Here is a 16553-nt window from a genome sequence, read left to right as displayed (position 1 = left end):
TTCATGCCCAGATCGCACCTATCCGTACTCGCCCCGGCCGCCGGGTTCCTCCTGCTCGCGGCCCTGCTGTCGGGTTGCGGCGGCGGGCCGGATGATTCACCCGCCGGGGGGACCGCCGCGTCCGGGGATCACGACCATCACAGTCCGGAGGCGGCGGTCACCATTCGCGTCGAGGAGGACCGGTTCTCGCCGGACGAGGTCACCATTTCCCGGGGCGAAACCGTAACCTGGCATTTCGACGGGGATCTCCCGCACGGCGTACAGGGCATCGGCGACAAGGCCATGAGCATCAACAGCCCGCTGCTCGAAGCCGGCGACTGGAGTCACACGTTCACCCAGCCCGGCGAATACCGATACCTGTGCCCGATCCACCCCGGTATGCGGGGGACGATCATCGTGGAAGAGGAGTGACCGGCGGCCGCCGGTCACTCCCGAGCTATTCCACGGTGACGGATTTGGCCAGGTTGCGCGGTTTGTCCACATCGTAGCCGCGGGCCTGCGCCACCTCGGCGGCGAAGATCTGCAGCGGCACGGTCGACAGCAGCGGCTGGTACAGGGTCGGCGCCGAGGGAATCTCGATCAGGTCGTCGGCGAACGGCCGCACCAGATCGTCGCCCTCTTCGGCTATCACGATCGTGCGCGCGCCCCGGGCCTGGATCTCCCGGATATTGCTGAGCAATTTGGAGTGCAGCACCCCGCGCCCCTTCGGCGACGGCATGACCACGATCACCGGCAGCCCGTCCTCGATCAGCGCGATCGGCCCGTGTTTGAGCTCACCCGCCGCGAAACCCTCCGCGTGCATATAGGCGAGTTCCTTGAGTTTGAGCGCACCCTCCAGCGCCACCGGGTAACCGACGTGGCGGCCCAGGAACAGGATCGTCCGCTCCCGGGCCAGCTCGCGGGCGATGGACCGCACCTGCGGCGCCGTCTCCAGCACCTGCTCCACCAGCTTCGGCATGGCCTCGAGTTCGGCGAATTCGCGGGCCACCTCGTCGGGATATTTGGTGCCGCGCGCCTGCGCCAGCGCCAGCCCGACCAAAAGGTTCGCCGTCACCTGAGCGAGGAACGCCTTGGTGGAGGCCACCCCGATCTCCGGCCCGGCCCGGGTGTAGAGCACGGCGTCGGATTCGCGGGGGATCTGCGCGCCGTTGGTATTGCAGACCGCCAGCACCCGTGCCTTCTGGCTCTTGGCGTGTCGCACGGCCTCGAGGGTGTCGGCCGTCTCACCCGACTGCGATACCGCGACCACCAGCGTGGAACGGTCCAGCACCGGATCGCGGTAACGGAACTCGCTGGCGAGCTCCACTTCCACCGGCAGCCGGGTCCAGTGCTCGATGGCGTACTTGGCGACCAGCCCGGAGTGGTAGGCGCTACCGCACGCCACCACGAACACCTTCTCCACATCGCGGAGTTCCTGGTCGGAGAGGCGCTGCTCGTCGAGGACGATCCGGCCGGCCCGGCTGGGAGTCTGATCGAAATGACCGATGAGCGTATCGCCGACCGCGACGGGCTGCTCGTCGATCTCTTTCAGCATGAAGTAGTCGTGACCGCCCTTCTCTGCGGCGGCCAGATCCCAGTCGATGGTGAACGGGCGGGACTGCACCCCGTCGGTATCACCGTGGAAGTCGGTGACCCGGTAGCCGTCCGCGGTGATCACCACGGCCTGGCCCTCGCCCAGCTCCACGGCCTCCCGGGTGTGTTCGATGAACGCGGTGACGTCGGAGGCGATGAACATTTCGTTCTCGCCGACACCCACCACCAGCGGCGTCGAATGCCGCGCCGCGATAATCGTGCCGGGATGGTCGGCGTGGGTGAACACCAGCGTGAACGCACCCTCGAGCCGTCGCAGCACCGAGAGCGTGCTGGCCTCGAAATCGCCGGCGGTCGGCCCGTCGGCATAGGCCCGCGCCACCAGGTGCACGGCGACCTCGGTATCGGTCTCGCTGAGCAGTTCGACCCCGGCGGTCTCCAATTCCCCGCGCAACTGCGCGAAGTTCTCGATGATGCCGTTGTGCACGACCGCGAGCTTGCCGCTCACATCCCGGTGCGGATGCGCGTTGCGGTCGTTGGGCGCGCCGTGCGTGGCCCACCGGGTGTGTCCCATCCCGGTGCTGCCCGCGAACGCACCGGCGCCCGCGGCGCCCAGCGCCTCTTCCAGATTGCTCAGCCGACCGGCGCGCCGTTCGATCGCGCTACCCCCGGCGCCGTCGAGAATCGCCACGCCCGCGGAGTCATAACCTCGGTACTCCATGCGGCGCAAGGCAGCGACGACGACGCCCAACGCGTCCCGGTACCCGACGTACCCCACGATTCCGCACATGGCTACTCAGAGTACTTATCCGCTAACGTTCTCGTCGTGTCGGCGTCTGTGAAATCGCTAATGAGCACTCTGACCAGCCGCGGCCCACACCGGGTCCTCCGCGGGAACCTGGCCATCGCGGGCCAGCCCGGGGTGGTGTACACCCCGGAGAGCGGTAAGGACCTACCCGCCGTCGCCTTCGGTCACGGCTGGCTCAACCGTGCCGAAAACTACCGCACGCTGCTGGAACACCTCGCCTCATGGGGGATCGTGGCAGCCGCGCCGGACACCGAGCGCGGCCCGGTTCCGTCACATCTGAACCTGGCCACCGATCTGCTCACAACCCTCGATATCTGCGCCGGGGTCCGCCTGGGTGACGGCGCCCTCACCGTGCACCCCGAACGCCTGGCGCTGGCCGGCCACGGCATGGGCGCGGGCGCGGCGGTACTCGCCGCGTCCCAGCGCAGGGTCGCGGCGGTGGCCCCGCTGTTCCCGGCACCCACCTCCCCCGCCGCCGAATCGGTGGCGCCCGGTATCGACACGCCCGCCCTCATCCTGGCCGGCGTGAGCGACCTCGACTCGATGAGTTCCAACGCGGTCCCGCTGGCCGTCGAATGGGGCGGGCCGTCCATCCTGCGCACCCTCGAGGGCGCCGGCCGCAACGGACTCGCCGAGGGCCGCCGCCTGCTCGCCGCGGTCGGCGGGGGCAAACACGAACCGAAAACCGCCCGCGCCACCCGTGCCTTGCTCACGGGCTACCTGCTACACACCCTCCTCCGGGACAAGACCTACGCCGCCTTCGCCGACCCGGACACCTCGATCAAGCACACCCACGTCATCGACCCGGCCGCCGCCCTGCTCGAGCAGGAGACGAACCGCCAGGAAGCCGCGCATCCGGATCCCGCGACCATCGGCAAACTGGTCCGCACGATCCGCAAATAACATCACGCGGCCTACGTGCCGGAAAGCACGCCGTCGTGTCCGCAGTGGGCCTCAGCTGCCCGATTCGCGAATTCGATTCCGAACATCGCAGCGGCGGACACACACGATGCCGGGCACGTTGCCTCTGGCCGCCACCTGGCCCCACAACAGATCGCGCCAACCGGGCCACGCACCGTCGCGGCCGCGTATCTCCACCAGCCCGAAGATCAATTCTCCAAGGCTCGCGTGCACCCACTTACGCAGCAGATACCGATTGACGACGATGACGAGAACCGGCATCAGGATCACCGAAGAGCCCGCGCCACGCGGTAGCTCCACCGTCGTCTTCGCCTGCAGCACCAGTAACGCGAGGATCGGGACCAGCAACGAGCCGAGTACCAGCCCGATATCGATCACTACAGAGGCCATCCGACGCAGGTCGCGTGGCGACGGATAGCGCGTATCCCCTTCGGCCCCATGGTATCTCGGCAGGAAGTCAGGCGTATCCGTCAGCCCGAAGGCATCCCCCAATTTCATTGGGTAAGCATGACATGCCCCGCCCGGCCGGACACATCGCCATCGCGGCTCGGCCGCAACCGGCCGGTCTTTCCAGGGTTGACCGGCCCCGCCACCCCACGTAGGGTGCCGAAGCGGTTCGTGCTCAGGTTCATTCGTCGGTGAATCGAGCGCGCTGGGATGTCTGTAAGGGGGAAATGTCGATGGCCGCCGAGATGGACCTGGGCCGCGCGATAGAGGGGTTCGCGCAGATGGCCGCGGACGCGGAGCGAAAGACTCAGCGGTTCACAGAGTTACAGCAGCGGATGACAGCTCTGACGGCCACCGAATCGGGAGCGGGCGGACGGGTCGGTGTCACCGTGGACAGCAGCGGGGTTCCCGTGGCGATCGATCTGACACCGGGTGTACGGGATATGGATTCACGGGCACTGTCCGCCGAGATCCTTTCGTGTATGCGGCGAGCACAGGCGAAGCTCCGGCCGGGGATCGCCGAGTTGGTGCAGGATGTCGTCGGCGCAGACCCGGCCGGAGCGGTTATCGTCGACGGATTCAACCGGCGCTTCCCGGAAGCGGAGACACGTGCGGCGGAACCACGGAGTTTCGTTCCATCGCAGGCCGACCCGCCTCCACCGGCAGCCGCCCCGCCTTTCTCCCCACAGCATTCTGCGCCACTTTCGGGGAGTTCCGCGGCACCCCCGGAGCCGCAGACACGCAAGCCCGACCGCGATCGAATCGTCACCCCTGACGAACCCGACGAGGAAGACGAGTACTACCGCCGGAAATCGTGGCTGGTGTAATCGATGACGACCAACCCTGATGCCGTATCGGTCGACCCCGATGAAGTACGGAACCACGCGAACAACGTCAAGGCGCTGATGGGCAGTCTGGACCAATGTCTCGAGGCCGCGAACTACCTCGCCTCGGCGGACGACGGGTACGGCGACTGGCTACGGCCTGTTTTCACATGGCTCTTCGACGATAACCATCAATCCACCGTCGAGGTGATCCGCGCGGCAGGTGAGCGTACCGCCCAGGTACCGGAGAAGCTGAAGGCCACTGCGACTTCCTTCGAAGACGCGGACGGATCGCTCGGCAAGGCACTACAAGATCTTCAGGCCGCGATCGGGGAATCCCGATGAGCTTCGACGACACCGCCCCGCCCGACAACAAACTCATCGACAAGGGATCCCACTACAGCAATACCTATTTCCAGGAGGACGTCTCCTGGCTTTCCAATGTCGGGCTCGAAGGCGACGAAAAGACAGGCGGCCTGGGCGTACTCAAAGGCACCGTCGCGGGAGACGCGTGGGATATCTACGGAAACCTGCGAAAAGACAACTATGGCGAGGCGCTCTTCGGTGTAGCCGGTGTCGGGATGAGCGTTGCCGACGCGATCAAAGACCCGTTCGGATTCGTGGGAACCCAAATTGCCAAATGGATGTTGGAGCATATCGAGCCGCTCAGGCAGGCATACGAGGAACTATCCGGCAATCCGACGATAGTAGAGGCGTATTCGAAGTCGTGGCAAGCGATTTCGGAGGAGCTGACCACGACCAAGAACAACTGGCTGAGCAGCATCGAGAAGGACATCGGCACCTGGTCCGGCACTGCGGGTGATGGGTACCGCAACCATGCCAAAGATGTTCTCACCGCTATCGATACGGCCGCGGCCGCAGCCGCTACCCTCGGCCAGCTGATGGATAAGGTGTCGAAGTTCGTTGCCATCGTTCGAGATCTGGTGCGCGATATCATCGCAGCCCTGCTCGGTGCGGCCATCGGATATACTGTCGAGCTGGCGGTCACCGCAGGAGCCGCCGCGGGACATGTCATCGCCTCGTTCCTGGCGAAGCTCGCGAAGAGCAGCTTGGATACGATGACCTATCTGAAGAAGCTCAATGACGTGATTTGGAGCTTCGGCACGTATCGCGAGCCGCTTGCCAAGGCTCTCCAAAACGGGACACCCTGGTTGAACTCCCTCATCGACTTCGGCGGCGACGAGGGCGAGCAGCCTGCCGCGGCAACCTAGTAGCGGCGCAATCGCTTCACGTGACCCAGCTCAGCCGCCTGCACACGTCCTCACCGATTCCACGGGCAGTCCGTCGTAGCCGATCTGCCCCCGACGAACCCGACTATCGAGTTGATCCGAACCCCCGATATCGCTGTTGAGGATATGGGCGGCCTACGCCTCAGCACCCAAAATCCTGGTGCTCGAAAGATCGACGCCGCGATGATGAGCCGAGTCAGACCTGAAGCCGATTCCGTCCGAACCGTTTCAGACCAGCCAACTCTTGCGCCGGTAGTACTCGCCTTCGTCGTCACCGTCGTCGCCGCTTGGTGCGACGACATTGTTTCTGCGGCGCCCGGCGGCGGCGCGCGGCGCCAGCGCGCGCAATCGCGTCCCGCTGGTCGAACTCACCCGTCGGTACTGGTACTTCGTGGAGAGGGCTCCGATTCTCGGGCAGTCCGCTCACCGGCGATGCGAACTCCTCACGCTGATCACGACCAGCCGCGGCATCCCACCCGGTATCGGGACGCGGCGAAGCCGCCGGTTCGATCGACGGCTCCGGCGATTGCTTCTTGTCCTGCCGGCCGAGTTCCGTTATCCGGCCGACCGTTTGCACGATCAGCGTTTGTTCGGCATTTCGCGATCGCTGTCTGCTCTCGTGCATCTCCTCGACCAGCCGAGTCGAGCGCCAGCGCGCTTCCTCGGCAATTCGCTCCATCTCGCGAACATGGTCTACTACGACCTCCCCTTCCCGTTCCGTCTATCGATAGCCGCCGAGGAACCCGCTCAGAGCGGCCTGGCTTCGGCGAGCTGAGCACCGGTATCGACGGGCGGCGCGGCAGGTGGCCGGACCGGAGGCTCCTGCGCCACCTCGGGCTCTTCCTCCGTCTCGGCCGGATACTCCTGGGGCACGTGCTCGCCGGCTTCCTCTTTCCTGCCGACCGGAGCGCCGGGCACACCTGCGGGCGCGCCGGCAGGTTGTTGTTCCTGGTCAATAGAATCTTCGCCCTGCGCTTCGGTAGCCATATCTTGAAGAGCAAGGGAGCTGTTCGTGGACAAATGCAACGACACCGTGGTCGAAAGTGCTCGCAAAGACAGCGTAGAGGAAGGCCCTGCCCACCGTACTTCGGGCGCATTTCCCGGCAAACGATAACTCGGCTCGCCCAACGCTTCCGTTACTACACCGGCATAACGGGCGAAGAGGTCACGTATTCGGTCGCGTCGTGAAGCATCCGCGTCGGCGAAGTCGGTAAGCATCACTCTTATATCGTCCACGATACCGTCGTGGCCCAGAGCCTTTCCGCTGGTCATACCCAATCCCGAGTCGAACATGACCCACGACGACGAATCGCTCATCTCGATTCGCCAGCCGAATATCTCCGCCAGATCAGCAAAATCCGCCAATTGCCAGGACCAGCGCAGCGACCGCAGCCGCTCCGCCAACTCCGCAACCTCGGCATCCCCGATTACCCGCCATTCGGTCATAGCATCATCATATCCGGCCGGGCACGAGACTCACCAGCCGACATTACTTACTTCCACAGCGCTGTATCGCACGGGTTACGCGTATACGATACGGTTGCTTGTGACATGAACGGGGAGTAGACGAAGGGGGCGGCATGACTGCGTGGGCGAACTTCACCGCGAGGCCGACCGGAATCCTCGCGGCGCTTCCCTCCGGCACAGTGGCCGTAATCTCCGCACCGGGACCGCTGTGGGACCGTCGGCGGATCGCCCATTTCTGCAGGTCGATATGGGAATTCATGCGGAAATCCCCGGAAACTTCCTCCGCCCCCGATCCGCACCCATCCGAACATTGAGAGTATCAAATCAGCACCAGGCCGAGGTGCACGAATGAATGATGTACACCTATTCCACTATCTAGGCCGGTCACCCTTGCCTCCGGTGTCGGAAAAAGACCGTGACAACGCGCGCCGAAATCCCGGAAAGTGGTTCAAAGAACGCGCGAAGGAGATGCAGTATGACGGACTGGCCGGAATTCGCAGAAGGGTTGACCGAAACATTGGCAACGCTTCCCGCCGGAGCATTGGTGGTCGTATCCGAGCGCGTTCCGCGGTCTGAACGCATACGGTTCGCCCAGTTCTGCTGGTACGACAAGGGGATCCAAGCCGAGATACCCGGCGGCCGCCGGCTGAACATGACCGACGCAGACGGGGTTCGAATCATCACGGCGGCAGGGTGGCAGGAGCCCAGACCACCCTGGGACGGCGAGAATTGGTGGACCCGACTCCCGTGGCCCGCAACCACTGACAGCTATAGGAACCTCGCATCGATGGTGGTGACAGCACTCCGCGACGCTTATGGAATCCCGGGTCCGGACGCCCTGGAGTACGACGCGTGGGACGAAAATTCCGGCAACTCTCGGCTGGAATTTCCGCTGCTTGGGATCACATTCCACCCGAACAAGCAAAATTTCTGACCTACTACGGACGGTCAAGCGATATCCGGGGAGTCCGGACGACCACAGCGGATGCCGTAGCGGTATCCGGCGCCTTCGCCCTCAGACCAGCCAGTTGTTGCGCCGGTAGTAGTCCGCTTCGTAGTCACCGTCATCGTCTATCGGTGCGACGACACTGTTTCTGCGCCGCGCCGCGGCGGCACGCGCGATTGCTTCACGTGGGTCGAGGTCGCCGAGCTGCTCCGCGGACTCCGTGGGCCCGCCCTCGTGAGCATGTTGCCCGGGTACCCCACCGTCCCCGCTCGACGGGGCCATCATCTCTTGCTGCCGGCGCAACTCCAGGTTCCGCAGGCGCTCGATTTCGTCCTGCCGTAGTCGAAACAGGTCCGGTGGCGGCTGATTTCCATTCGGTTGCGGCCGCACGGCGGCCTGCTGCTCTTGCCGATCGCCGCCGAGCCGCCGCTCTTCCGCCCGACCTGTCTGTTCGGCCGGGGCCTCTGCCATCCCCTGCCGGAGCTTCCGCATTTCGGCCGCGGACTGTTCGGCCATCTGACGACTCCGGGCTTCCCGCTGCGCCCGCGACTCCGCCATCCGTTCCACCATGCGGTCGGCGTACCGGCGGCACTCCTCGCCGATCCGTTCTATCTCGCTCGCCATACCTTCCTCACCGCCCCTGCCCGGGAGCTGTCACCGAATTCGTGATGCTCACAGGGGACCCGCCTCGGCAAGCTGCGCACCGGTATCGACCGGAGGAACGGGCGGCGGAGCTGTTTCCACCTGTTGGGGCGTTTCCTCTTCGGCCGTTCCCTCGGGGGGCTGCACCGGATAGTCCTGCGGCTGGTGCTCGCCGTCTTCTCCCTTCGGCGCGACCGGGGCAGCCGGCACACCGGCCGGTTGACCGGCGGGCTGCGGATTTTCGGTCTCCGGAGGCGCCGTGGCGCCCTGTTCGCCCTCGGTGACGATCGTCGGCCTACCGTCCTCGCCGATCTCGACCTTGTAGTTCACCGGCTCGCCGTCGGCGCTGTCGACCACGAGATTCAGCTGCCCTTCAGGGCCGACTTCCAGCTTGTAGTTCTTACCGTCGAACTCGACACCCTTGTCGCCCTCGGCATCCGGCTGACCGTCACCGTCCGCATCCTTATCCGGCTCACCGTCACCATCGAGGTCCTTGTCGGGCACCCCGTCGCCATCGGCGTCCTGATCCGGTTTGCCGTCGCCATCCAGGTCTACGTCCGGCTCGCCGTCACCGTCCGTATCGATCGCCTGCTCCGCCTGTTCCCGCAGCGCCTCGAGCGTGCTGGAGATCTGCTGGGTCGCGGAGCCGACCAGGCTGTTCAGCCCCTCGGACAGCTGGGTACCGATACCGGACGACGCGAGCTGTGTGCCCAGTGACGCAAGGGTGGACAGCGGATTGTCGGTGCTGCTGGGGGTTGTGGACGGTGTCGTGGTCGTCGACGGTGTGGTGGTCGTGGAAGGGGTGGTTGTCGTGGAGGGCGTAGTCGTCGAGGGCGTACCTGTGGTCGACGGGGTTCCGGTGGAACTGGGCTGTCCCGACGGGTTTCCGGACGGGTTCGTCGTCTGTGGTGTCTGCGAAACCTTGGGGCAGGGGTACTTGGTCTCGTTCAAGCCTTGGAAGGCCCTCACCAGTTCATCGAAGACAGCTGCTATTCCCTGATTCGTTTGATTGCAGGCTGCCACGAACTCCCTGATATTCGACTCGTATTCGGTCTTGAAGGGATCATTGAGCCAATTGATACAACGATCCCTCATCGCAGCGGCTTTCTGGTGAAGTTGTGCGTCACTGGCGATCGCGGTGTCACTACCTTTTCCCACACCCCCGGACGAGTTCACCCCCTCTCCCGTGACGTCGGACCAGTCGAGCCGAGTCGCCGAAAACGAACAATCAGGAAATATTCTGTTGACTTTATCGAGCAGGGAGTCGCCGAACCAGTCGGTGGTGGTCGTTCCAAAGCCTGTAGCGAAGGTGATAATACTGTCGATATCTTCGGGGGTTTTGCCATCGACCTTGATTTCTTCACCTACCAGAATCCCGTCGACAGCAGCCTTGGCTTTTATTGCCACCGCATCACGTAAAGCTTGCGGCGCGGCGTCCATTTCTGCATACACATTGCGCACGATATTGATATCGATCTCCGACAGCTGGAGTTGCCTCGCCATCATGTTCGAGGCCGCGGTCGCAGCGTCACCCCACCACACCGTGGACAAGGTCTGCGCGAATGTCGCCTGCTGATTACGCTCGGTGGCGACCCGGTCGAGCACGGTCTTCAAAACATCCGCAGATCGGCGGAAGGCATCCTCGTTCAGACCGTTGTGCTGATAGCAGAGTTCGTGCAGAGCCGCATACGGCTTGAAGTCGGCCGACTTCGCGTCACCCACCCAACGCAGGTAGCGGACTTCCAGAACCTCGAAATACCGGAGTGCTCCGGATCCGATTCTGAGCAGTTCGGTGCAGGAACGAGTTTCCATGATCAGCTCGCAGCCTGCTGGGTCTTGTCGGAGTTTTCCTTGTCAACCGTCGACATCTCGATCACGGTCTGCCCCATCGCGTCACCGGTGAGTTGTGTCGCCTCGGACCAGTCGTTCAGCCACTGCTGCACGGCGTCGAGCCCGGCGTGAATAGCATCCCCCTGCGCTTTGTAAGCGAACCCGGTATCGCCGGGCGCAATCATATTGCCGGCGACCTGCCCCACCTGGTTCTTCACTTCACCGGCGCTGGTTCGCATTTTGTTGGCCAAGCTCACCACCGCGTCGGACTGCATGCCGACCGTTTGTTCACCGGTACTCACGGATCTCCCCTCCGTATTGCCCGCCCCTCCCGGGTACTCCCCCGATCGGCCCTGCGGGGCGCTCTGCTGCTACCTGGTTCGACGCGACGGCCGGGACTTCGGTTCCATCCCGGGCCGCCGCGCCCTACCGGTCACTCCCCGACTCTCCCCTTGTCGGTCTGCCGCCAGTCCCCCGTCCCATCCGGGTTGCGGTGGTACTCCCACGCGGAGTAATCACCGTCGTTCTCCACGATGCTCAGCTGATCGGCGAGGCCGTCGAGATCGGAGTCGGTCCACACACTCATCGAATCGGGGCCGGTGGTGGTGAAGGTGTCGAGAACGCCGTCACCGTTGAGGTCTTGGGTAGGGGACTCCATCTCCACCGGACCGAGGCCGTCCAGGGACGAGGAGGTGTCGAAATTCGGCATACCGAGTCCGGGGAACTCTCCGGATAGGGGCATGGGTCCTCCTCGGTTCCGTTGGTCGACTACGGGTTATGCGTTGTGCCCATCTTTCCATCCCCACCGGCATAATGCAGCCCCGCTCCCGGTATGGGAACGGGGCTGCGGGGCTGCGGGATCCAGGAAGCCGTGGTCGGAGCAGACCCGGCCGGATGTCATCGCTTCGGCATCATCAGCCACAGCACCAGGTAGATGATGAACTGTGGTCCGGGCAGTACGCAGGACAGGACGAACAGCAGCCGGACGATACCGGAGCTCCAGCCGAAGTACTCGGCGATACCGCCGCAGACACCGCCGATCCACTTATCGGTGGTGGAGCGGGTGAAGCGGCGCGCGGGGGCGGTCATGGCGGTCCTTTCGGTAGCGGGTACTACAACCTCCACTATCCGGACCGGGGGTCTGGGCGCGCATCGGCAGCGATACCGATGCGGCCCTGATATTCCGGGGCGCCCGGCTCAGGGTCGGACCCTGAGCCGGGCGGGGGCGGTCAGACCGACGCCACCCGTTTGGCCAGGTCATCGGCCAGCTGCTCGGCGCGGTCGTGATCGGTGGCCTCCACCATCACCCGGACCAGCTGTTCGGTTCCGCTGGGACGCAGCAGGATCCGGCCGGTATCGCCGAGCAGCTCCTCGGCGGCGCGCACGGCTTCCAGGATGCCGGGGTCGGCGGTAACCGCGGATTTATCGGTCACCGGGACGTTCACCAGCACCTGGGGCACCTTCTGGACCACGCCGGCCAGTTCCGCCAGCGGTTTCCCGGTCGCCGACATCCGGGCCATCAACTGCAGGCCGGTGAGGACACCGTCGCCGGTGGTGCCGTATTCCGGGAACACCACGTGACCCGACTGCTCGCCGCCGAGCGTGAAACCGCCGGCGCGCAGTTCCTCGAGAACGTAGCGGTCACCTACACCGGTGGTGCGCACGGTGATCCCGGCCGCGCGCATGGCCAGATGCAGGCCGAGATTGCTCATCACGGTGGCGACCAGGGTGTCCTGGACCAGGGTTCCGGCCTCGTGCATACCGAGGGCGAGGACCGCCATGATGGCGTCGCCGTCCACCAGCTCACCGCGGGCGTCCACCGCGAGGCAGCGGTCGGCGTCGCCGTCGTGGGCCAGACCCAGATCGGCACCGTGTTCCAGCACGGCGCGCTGTACCTGTTCGATATGGGTCGACCCGCAGCGATCGTTGATATTGAGACCGTCGGGTTCGGCGTTGATGGCCACCACGTTCGCCCCGGCTTCCCGGTAGGCGGCGGGCCCGACCTCCGAGGCGGCGCCGTGGGCGCAGTCCACGACGACGGTCAGTCCGTGCAGGTTCCGGCCGGTGACCTCGACCAGATGCTCGACATAGCGTTCATGGGTGCCGCCGACACCGACCTGGTCGGGCAGATCCGCTCCGGGATGCCGCGCCCCGGAGGCGTTGAGCACCCGGCCGATGGCCGCGCCGGTCGGGCGGGCGACGTCACCGCTGTTCACCCGGGCTTCGATCTGCTCCTCGACCGCGTCCTCGAGTTTGTGGCCACCCGCCGCGAAGATCTTGATCCCGTTATCCGGCATCGGGTTGTGCGACGCGGAGATCATCACGCCCAGACTGGCCTCGTACAGACCGGTCAGATAGGCGACGGCCGGGGTCGGCAGCACCCCGACCGGTAATACGTCCATTCCGGCGGCGGTGAGGCCCGCGGTCACCGCGGCCTCCAGCATCTCCCCGCTGGCCCGCGGGTCGCGCCCGACCACGGCCACCTTGCGGCGACCGGACCTGACATCCGCACCCAGTACCTGCGCCGCCGCCCCGGCGACCCGCAGCGCCAGCTCCGGGCTCAACGAATCGTTGGCGAGCCCGCGTACGCCGTCGGTGCCGAACAAATGTCCCATACTTTGGCCTTGTCCCTCGTCAGTGAGTCCACGGCGCGCGACGACCACTGCCGAACTGCCCTTCCGACGGCAGGCCCGGCGAACACCGCGGTACATATAGCACGAGAGCAGGCGACCAGACCGGCTGGCTGCCTGCTCTCGTAGTCGACACCGGCCCGTCCGCCCGCGTAGGGCGAGCGGACGGCCGGTACCGGTGATATCAGCGCTTCGAGTACTGCGGCGCTTTACGGGCCTTCTTGAGGCCGTACTTCTTGCGCTCGGTGGCACGCGGGTCACGGGTGAGGAACCCGGCACGCTTGAGCGCGGGCCGGTCGTCCGCGTTGACCACGGTCAGCGCCCGGGCGATGGCGAGGCGCAGCGCGCCGGCCTGGCCGGAGGGGCCGCCGCCGTGCAGGCGGGCGTACACGTCGAAGGATTCGACGCGCTCGACGGTGACCAGCGGGGACTTCACCAGCTGCTGGTGCACCTTGTTCGGGAAGTAGTCCTCGATCGAACGGCCGTTCAGCACGAAGTTGCCGGTACCCGGGACCAGGCGCACCCGGACCACGGCCTCCTTGCGGCGGCCGACGGTCTGCACGGGACGGTCCAGCGGGGCCGCGTACTCGACGAACTCGGCTTCCTCGTCGTAGACAACGCCCTCGTCCAGGACCTCGGCGGCGGCGTCTTCGACGACCGCTTCGTCGTATTCGGTGAATTCCTCGGGAGCGGTCACTGGGCCACCTGCTTGATCTCGAACGGAACGGGCTGCTGAGCGGCGTGCGGATGAGTCGGGCCCGCGTACACCTTCAGCTTGCCGGCGATGGCGTTGCCCAGCTTGTTCTTGGGGATCATGCCCTTGACGGCCTTCTCCACCAGACGGTCGGGGCGGGTGTCCAGCACCTCACCGACAGTGCGGGACTTGAGGCCGCCGGGATGCCCGGAGTGGTGGTAGATGCGCTTGCCGTCGCGCTTGTTGCCGCTGACGGCAACCTTGTCGGCGTTGATGATGATGACGAAATCGCCACCGTCCATATGCGGAGCGTAGGTCGGCTTGTGCTTGCCACGCAGCAGATTCGCTGCCTGAACGGCAAGACGGCCGAGCACTACGTCAGTGGCGTCGATGACGTACCACTGCCGGGTCACGTCACCCGCCTTCGGGCTGTACGTAGGCACAGTGCTTCCCTGTCTGTCGTCGGTGCTGCCGGCCATGTGCGGTCGAGTGGTTCCCGGCGGCCGGTTGAGACCCGGGACTCGGTGTTCCGCACACCAGCGGACCACGATACCAGTCACGTATCGAGCCCGGAAATCGACCCGGAGCGGGTCAGACGTCGAACGGCGGGCCGGGATCGGCGACCCCGGGACGGCCGGGTACCAGGTATCGCAGGGTGTCGATATCCGGCCGCTCACATCCGCCCGCGTCCGCTTCGGCGGGTTCGGGGGTCCGCTCCCCGGCAGAGGGCGCGGAGGGGACGCGGGCATAGAGCGACCGGGCGGGGCCCGTTTCCCCGGGTTCGGCCGCACCGGGCGGTTCGATCATCACCCGCGGCATCGGGACGCAACCGGCCGCACTCGTCGAGGCGGGAATCGTTCCCGGAACCGGATCGGACGCCCGGACCACACCGGGTTCCGGCGTAGTGGCCTGGGCCTGCGCGACCCCGGTGCCGTCGGCACCCCACACCGACACCGCAAGCGCGGCCGCGCCGATCACGGCGTGGGCGCCGAAGATGTTGTCCTTCATCTTGTTCCAGAGCTTGCCCTTGGGCTTGTCGCCCTCGTGCTCCGGTGGCACCGCCGCGCCCGGCTGGCGGTCCGGACGCCCGGGTCCGCCACTCGGATACCCGGCCGGCGGCGCCGCCGGCTGGGTTCCGGTATCGGGGTCGGGCGGCCGGGTGAAGCGGCTGGCCGGTCCGGATATCGGCGGCGGCAGGTCACCGCGGTCGACCTTGACGGTCGGTTCCTGCCCCGAACCCATCTCCGGCGGGGCGGGCTGCTGATTCGGCGGACCGTACGGTACCGGGCCCCCGGCCCGCGGTTCGGCGCCCCGGGGATCCGGTCCGGTCGGGGGTCGATCGGACCCCCCGGCCGCCCGATCGGCGCCGGACTGCTCCGGTCCGGGCCGGAGCGGATACTGCGCCGGACCCTGCGGATTCCCACCGGGCCGTCCGGGTGCGCCCGTATCCCGGGCGCCCCCGCCGGGATACCCGGCGCCACCGCCGGAACCCGGTGGGTTCTGCTGCGCGACCGGTGGGTACAGGCCGCCCGGTGCGGGCTGTCCCGGGCCGGGCACCGCGTAACCCGCCCCCGGGGCGGGGCGTTCCGGGGGCGGGCCGGGGTTCGGATACGGCTCGGGTTCCTCGTCGTCCTCACTCTCGGTGACCAGCAGATGGGTCGCGCCGAGAACGAGTGCGTGCATGGGATGCTCGGCCTTCTTCAGGCGTTGCCCCAGATGATTGCGGAAGGCGAAGCGCAGGGTCTCGTTGAACACCACCTGCCCGGCCAGCAGCACCGTCGAATTGTCCGCGCCCATCGCCCGCGCCGCGGCCATGACCTCGATCACCGTATCGTCGGCGACCCGCGGGTCGTGGGTGGATTCGGGGTCGATCGGCACATACACCGATTCGGTGGGCCGCTCCTCGTCACCGTGCACCGCGACGACCAGGACATTGGCGCGGCCGTCCACCACCTGACCGTCGAAATGCACCGCGGTCGCGCCGAGACCGTCGGGCAGGGCGTGATCGGGCGGACGGACCAGGCCCAGGGCGCGCACATAACCGGACAGCGCGATGGATTCCGGGATCGGTTCCACCTCGACGTCGAGCTGTTCCACCAGCTGGGCGTAGGCGTCGATCTTCGCGTCGGGCCAATCGTCCGGGTACGGCAGCGCGACCACATCCGGTTTGCCCCGCAGATAGCTCCCGACGGCGGCCAGCGGGTTGTAGAGCCGGGCACGGAATACGAGTTCGGCCGGCCAGGTCGCACCGGCGATGACGATCTGCGGGTGCCCGAGAATATCGCGCACATCCGGGATCGCCATGCCCAGATCCGGCCGCTGTTTGTCCACGCCCGCGGTGTAGAGCCGGCCGGAGGCGTCGGCCAGCAGATAGGCGGGCGGGTTGTAGCTGCCCTCGACCTGTACTGGGCGGATGGGCACGCCGGATCCGCCCGCGGCCACGGACACCACATCCCACCCGAGATGTACCGCCCCAACTCGCACCATCACAGGCATCAGTGTGCCTGGTGTGTGGTCGTTGCGCTCGCCGCCCCCACCCACGGGTGGAGCGGCAGGTCCGCGGG

At 66.2% G+C, this 16553-nt stretch carries 19 protein-coding genes; 6 read left to right on the top strand and 13 right to left on the bottom strand.

Translation table 11 applies throughout. The annotated features are described in order from the left end of the window. Window positions 1–3: 3 nt before the first annotated feature. Window positions 4–411 carry a plastocyanin/azurin family copper-binding protein gene (locus AB0F41_RS24265; protein ID WP_357427489.1) on the top strand — a complete coding sequence of 136 codons (408 nt, stop codon included), beginning with the start codon at window positions 4–6 and terminating at the stop codon, window positions 409–411. Between the two features lie 25 nt (window positions 412–436). On the opposite strand, the gene glmS is transcribed toward AB0F41_RS24265, so the two are convergent. Next, complete coding sequence (glmS, locus tag AB0F41_RS24260) at window positions 437–2320, bottom strand: glutamine--fructose-6-phosphate transaminase (isomerizing) (RefSeq protein WP_357427487.1); 1884 nt, start codon at window positions 2318–2320, stop codon at window positions 437–439. A 36-nt stretch (window positions 2321–2356) separates the two neighbouring features. Here glmS and AB0F41_RS24255 point away from each other — a divergent pair, with 36 nt between their 5' ends. Beyond that, complete coding sequence (locus tag AB0F41_RS24255; protein WP_357427485.1) at window positions 2357–3241, top strand: hypothetical protein; 885 nt, start codon at window positions 2357–2359, stop codon at window positions 3239–3241. Window positions 3242–3292: 51 nt separating this feature from the next. Here the strand turns inward: AB0F41_RS24255 and AB0F41_RS24250 are convergent, their stop codons facing one another. After that, window positions 3293–3757 carry a hypothetical protein gene (locus AB0F41_RS24250; RefSeq protein ID WP_357427483.1) on the bottom strand — a complete coding sequence of 155 codons (465 nt, stop codon included), beginning with the start codon at window positions 3755–3757 and terminating at the stop codon, window positions 3293–3295. 182 nt (window positions 3758–3939) lie between these two features. Between AB0F41_RS24250 and AB0F41_RS24245 the strand changes: the two genes are divergently transcribed. The 3 genes from AB0F41_RS24245 to AB0F41_RS24235 are packed head-to-tail and all read left to right on the top strand — an operon-like array spanning window position 3940 to window position 5762. Further along, window positions 3940–4533 carry a YbaB/EbfC family nucleoid-associated protein gene (locus AB0F41_RS24245; protein ID WP_357427481.1) on the top strand — a complete coding sequence of 198 codons (594 nt, stop codon included), beginning with the start codon at window positions 3940–3942 and terminating at the stop codon, window positions 4531–4533. 3 nt (window positions 4534–4536) lie between these two features. Further along, the gene (locus AB0F41_RS24240; RefSeq protein ID WP_357427479.1) at window positions 4537–4875 is read left to right on the top strand and encodes a type VII secretion target; all 339 of its coding nucleotides are present in this window, start codon (window positions 4537–4539) and stop codon (window positions 4873–4875) included. Further along, window positions 4872–5762 carry a hypothetical protein gene (locus tag AB0F41_RS24235; RefSeq protein ID WP_357427477.1) on the top strand — a complete coding sequence of 297 codons (891 nt, stop codon included), beginning with the start codon at window positions 4872–4874 and terminating at the stop codon, window positions 5760–5762. The genes AB0F41_RS24240 and AB0F41_RS24235 overlap by 4 nt, the downstream gene beginning before the upstream one ends. Before the next feature lie 289 nt (window positions 5763–6051). On the opposite strand, the gene AB0F41_RS24230 is transcribed toward AB0F41_RS24235, so the two are convergent. Both AB0F41_RS24230 and AB0F41_RS24225 read right to left on the bottom strand, forming a co-directional pair. Beyond that, window positions 6052–6459, bottom strand: coding sequence for a hypothetical protein (locus AB0F41_RS24230; RefSeq protein ID WP_357427475.1), 408 nt, complete (start codon window positions 6457–6459; stop codon window positions 6052–6054). Window positions 6460–6527: 68 nt separating this feature from the next. After that, window positions 6528–7226: a DUF6301 family protein gene (locus AB0F41_RS24225; RefSeq protein WP_357427473.1), complete on the bottom strand. Its 699-nt coding sequence runs from the start codon at window positions 7224–7226 to the stop codon at window positions 6528–6530. Between the two features lie 496 nt (window positions 7227–7722). Between AB0F41_RS24225 and AB0F41_RS24220 the strand changes: the two genes are divergently transcribed. After that, window positions 7723–8181: a hypothetical protein gene (locus tag AB0F41_RS24220; protein WP_357427471.1), complete on the top strand. Its 459-nt coding sequence runs from the start codon at window positions 7723–7725 to the stop codon at window positions 8179–8181. A gap of 81 nt (window positions 8182–8262) precedes the next feature. On the opposite strand, the gene AB0F41_RS24215 is transcribed toward AB0F41_RS24220, so the two are convergent. The 9 genes from AB0F41_RS24215 to AB0F41_RS24175 all read right to left on the bottom strand — a co-directional run bounded on the left by AB0F41_RS24215 (window position 8263) and on the right by AB0F41_RS24175 (window position 16479). After that, window positions 8263–8817 carry a hypothetical protein gene (locus AB0F41_RS24215; protein WP_357427469.1) on the bottom strand — a complete coding sequence of 185 codons (555 nt, stop codon included), beginning with the start codon at window positions 8815–8817 and terminating at the stop codon, window positions 8263–8265. 48 nt (window positions 8818–8865) lie between these two features. Then, window positions 8866–10647, bottom strand: coding sequence for a hypothetical protein (locus tag AB0F41_RS24210; RefSeq protein ID WP_357427467.1), 1782 nt, complete (start codon window positions 10645–10647; stop codon window positions 8866–8868). Window positions 10648–10649: 2 nt separating this feature from the next. Then, window positions 10650–10967, bottom strand: a complete 318-nt coding sequence (locus AB0F41_RS24205) for a hypothetical protein (RefSeq protein ID WP_357427465.1) — start codon at window positions 10965–10967, stop codon at window positions 10650–10652. 131 nt (window positions 10968–11098) lie between these two features. Further along, window positions 11099–11407, bottom strand: coding sequence for a DUF6802 family protein (locus AB0F41_RS24200; RefSeq protein WP_357427463.1), 309 nt, complete (start codon window positions 11405–11407; stop codon window positions 11099–11101). A 155-nt stretch (window positions 11408–11562) separates the two neighbouring features. Further along, complete coding sequence (locus tag AB0F41_RS24195; protein WP_357427461.1) at window positions 11563–11754, bottom strand: PspC domain-containing protein; 192 nt, start codon at window positions 11752–11754, stop codon at window positions 11563–11565. A 140-nt stretch (window positions 11755–11894) separates the two neighbouring features. After that, the gene (glmM, locus tag AB0F41_RS24190; RefSeq protein WP_357427459.1) at window positions 11895–13280 is read right to left on the bottom strand and encodes a phosphoglucosamine mutase; all 1386 of its coding nucleotides are present in this window, start codon (window positions 13278–13280) and stop codon (window positions 11895–11897) included. Between the two features lie 199 nt (window positions 13281–13479). After that, window positions 13480–13926, bottom strand: a complete 447-nt coding sequence (gene rpsI, locus AB0F41_RS24185) for a 30S ribosomal protein S9 (protein ID WP_357427519.1) — start codon at window positions 13924–13926, stop codon at window positions 13480–13482. Window positions 13927–13988: 62 nt separating this feature from the next. Beyond that, on the bottom strand, window positions 13989–14432 hold the full coding sequence (rplM, locus tag AB0F41_RS24180) for a 50S ribosomal protein L13 (protein WP_357427457.1): 444 nt from the start codon (window positions 14430–14432) through the stop codon (window positions 13989–13991). Window positions 14433–14580: 148 nt separating this feature from the next. Continuing rightward, window positions 14581–16479 (bottom strand): hypothetical protein, encoded by a 1899-nt coding sequence (locus AB0F41_RS24175; RefSeq protein ID WP_357427455.1) that lies wholly within the window; start codon window positions 16477–16479, stop codon window positions 14581–14583. Window positions 16480–16553: the final 74 nt, after the last annotated feature.

It is taken from the genome of Nocardia sp. NPDC024068 (assembly GCF_040638875.1).
Lineage (GTDB): Bacteria > Actinomycetota > Actinomycetes > Mycobacteriales > Mycobacteriaceae > Nocardia.
This window is presented reverse-complemented; position numbering and strand designations above follow the sequence as displayed.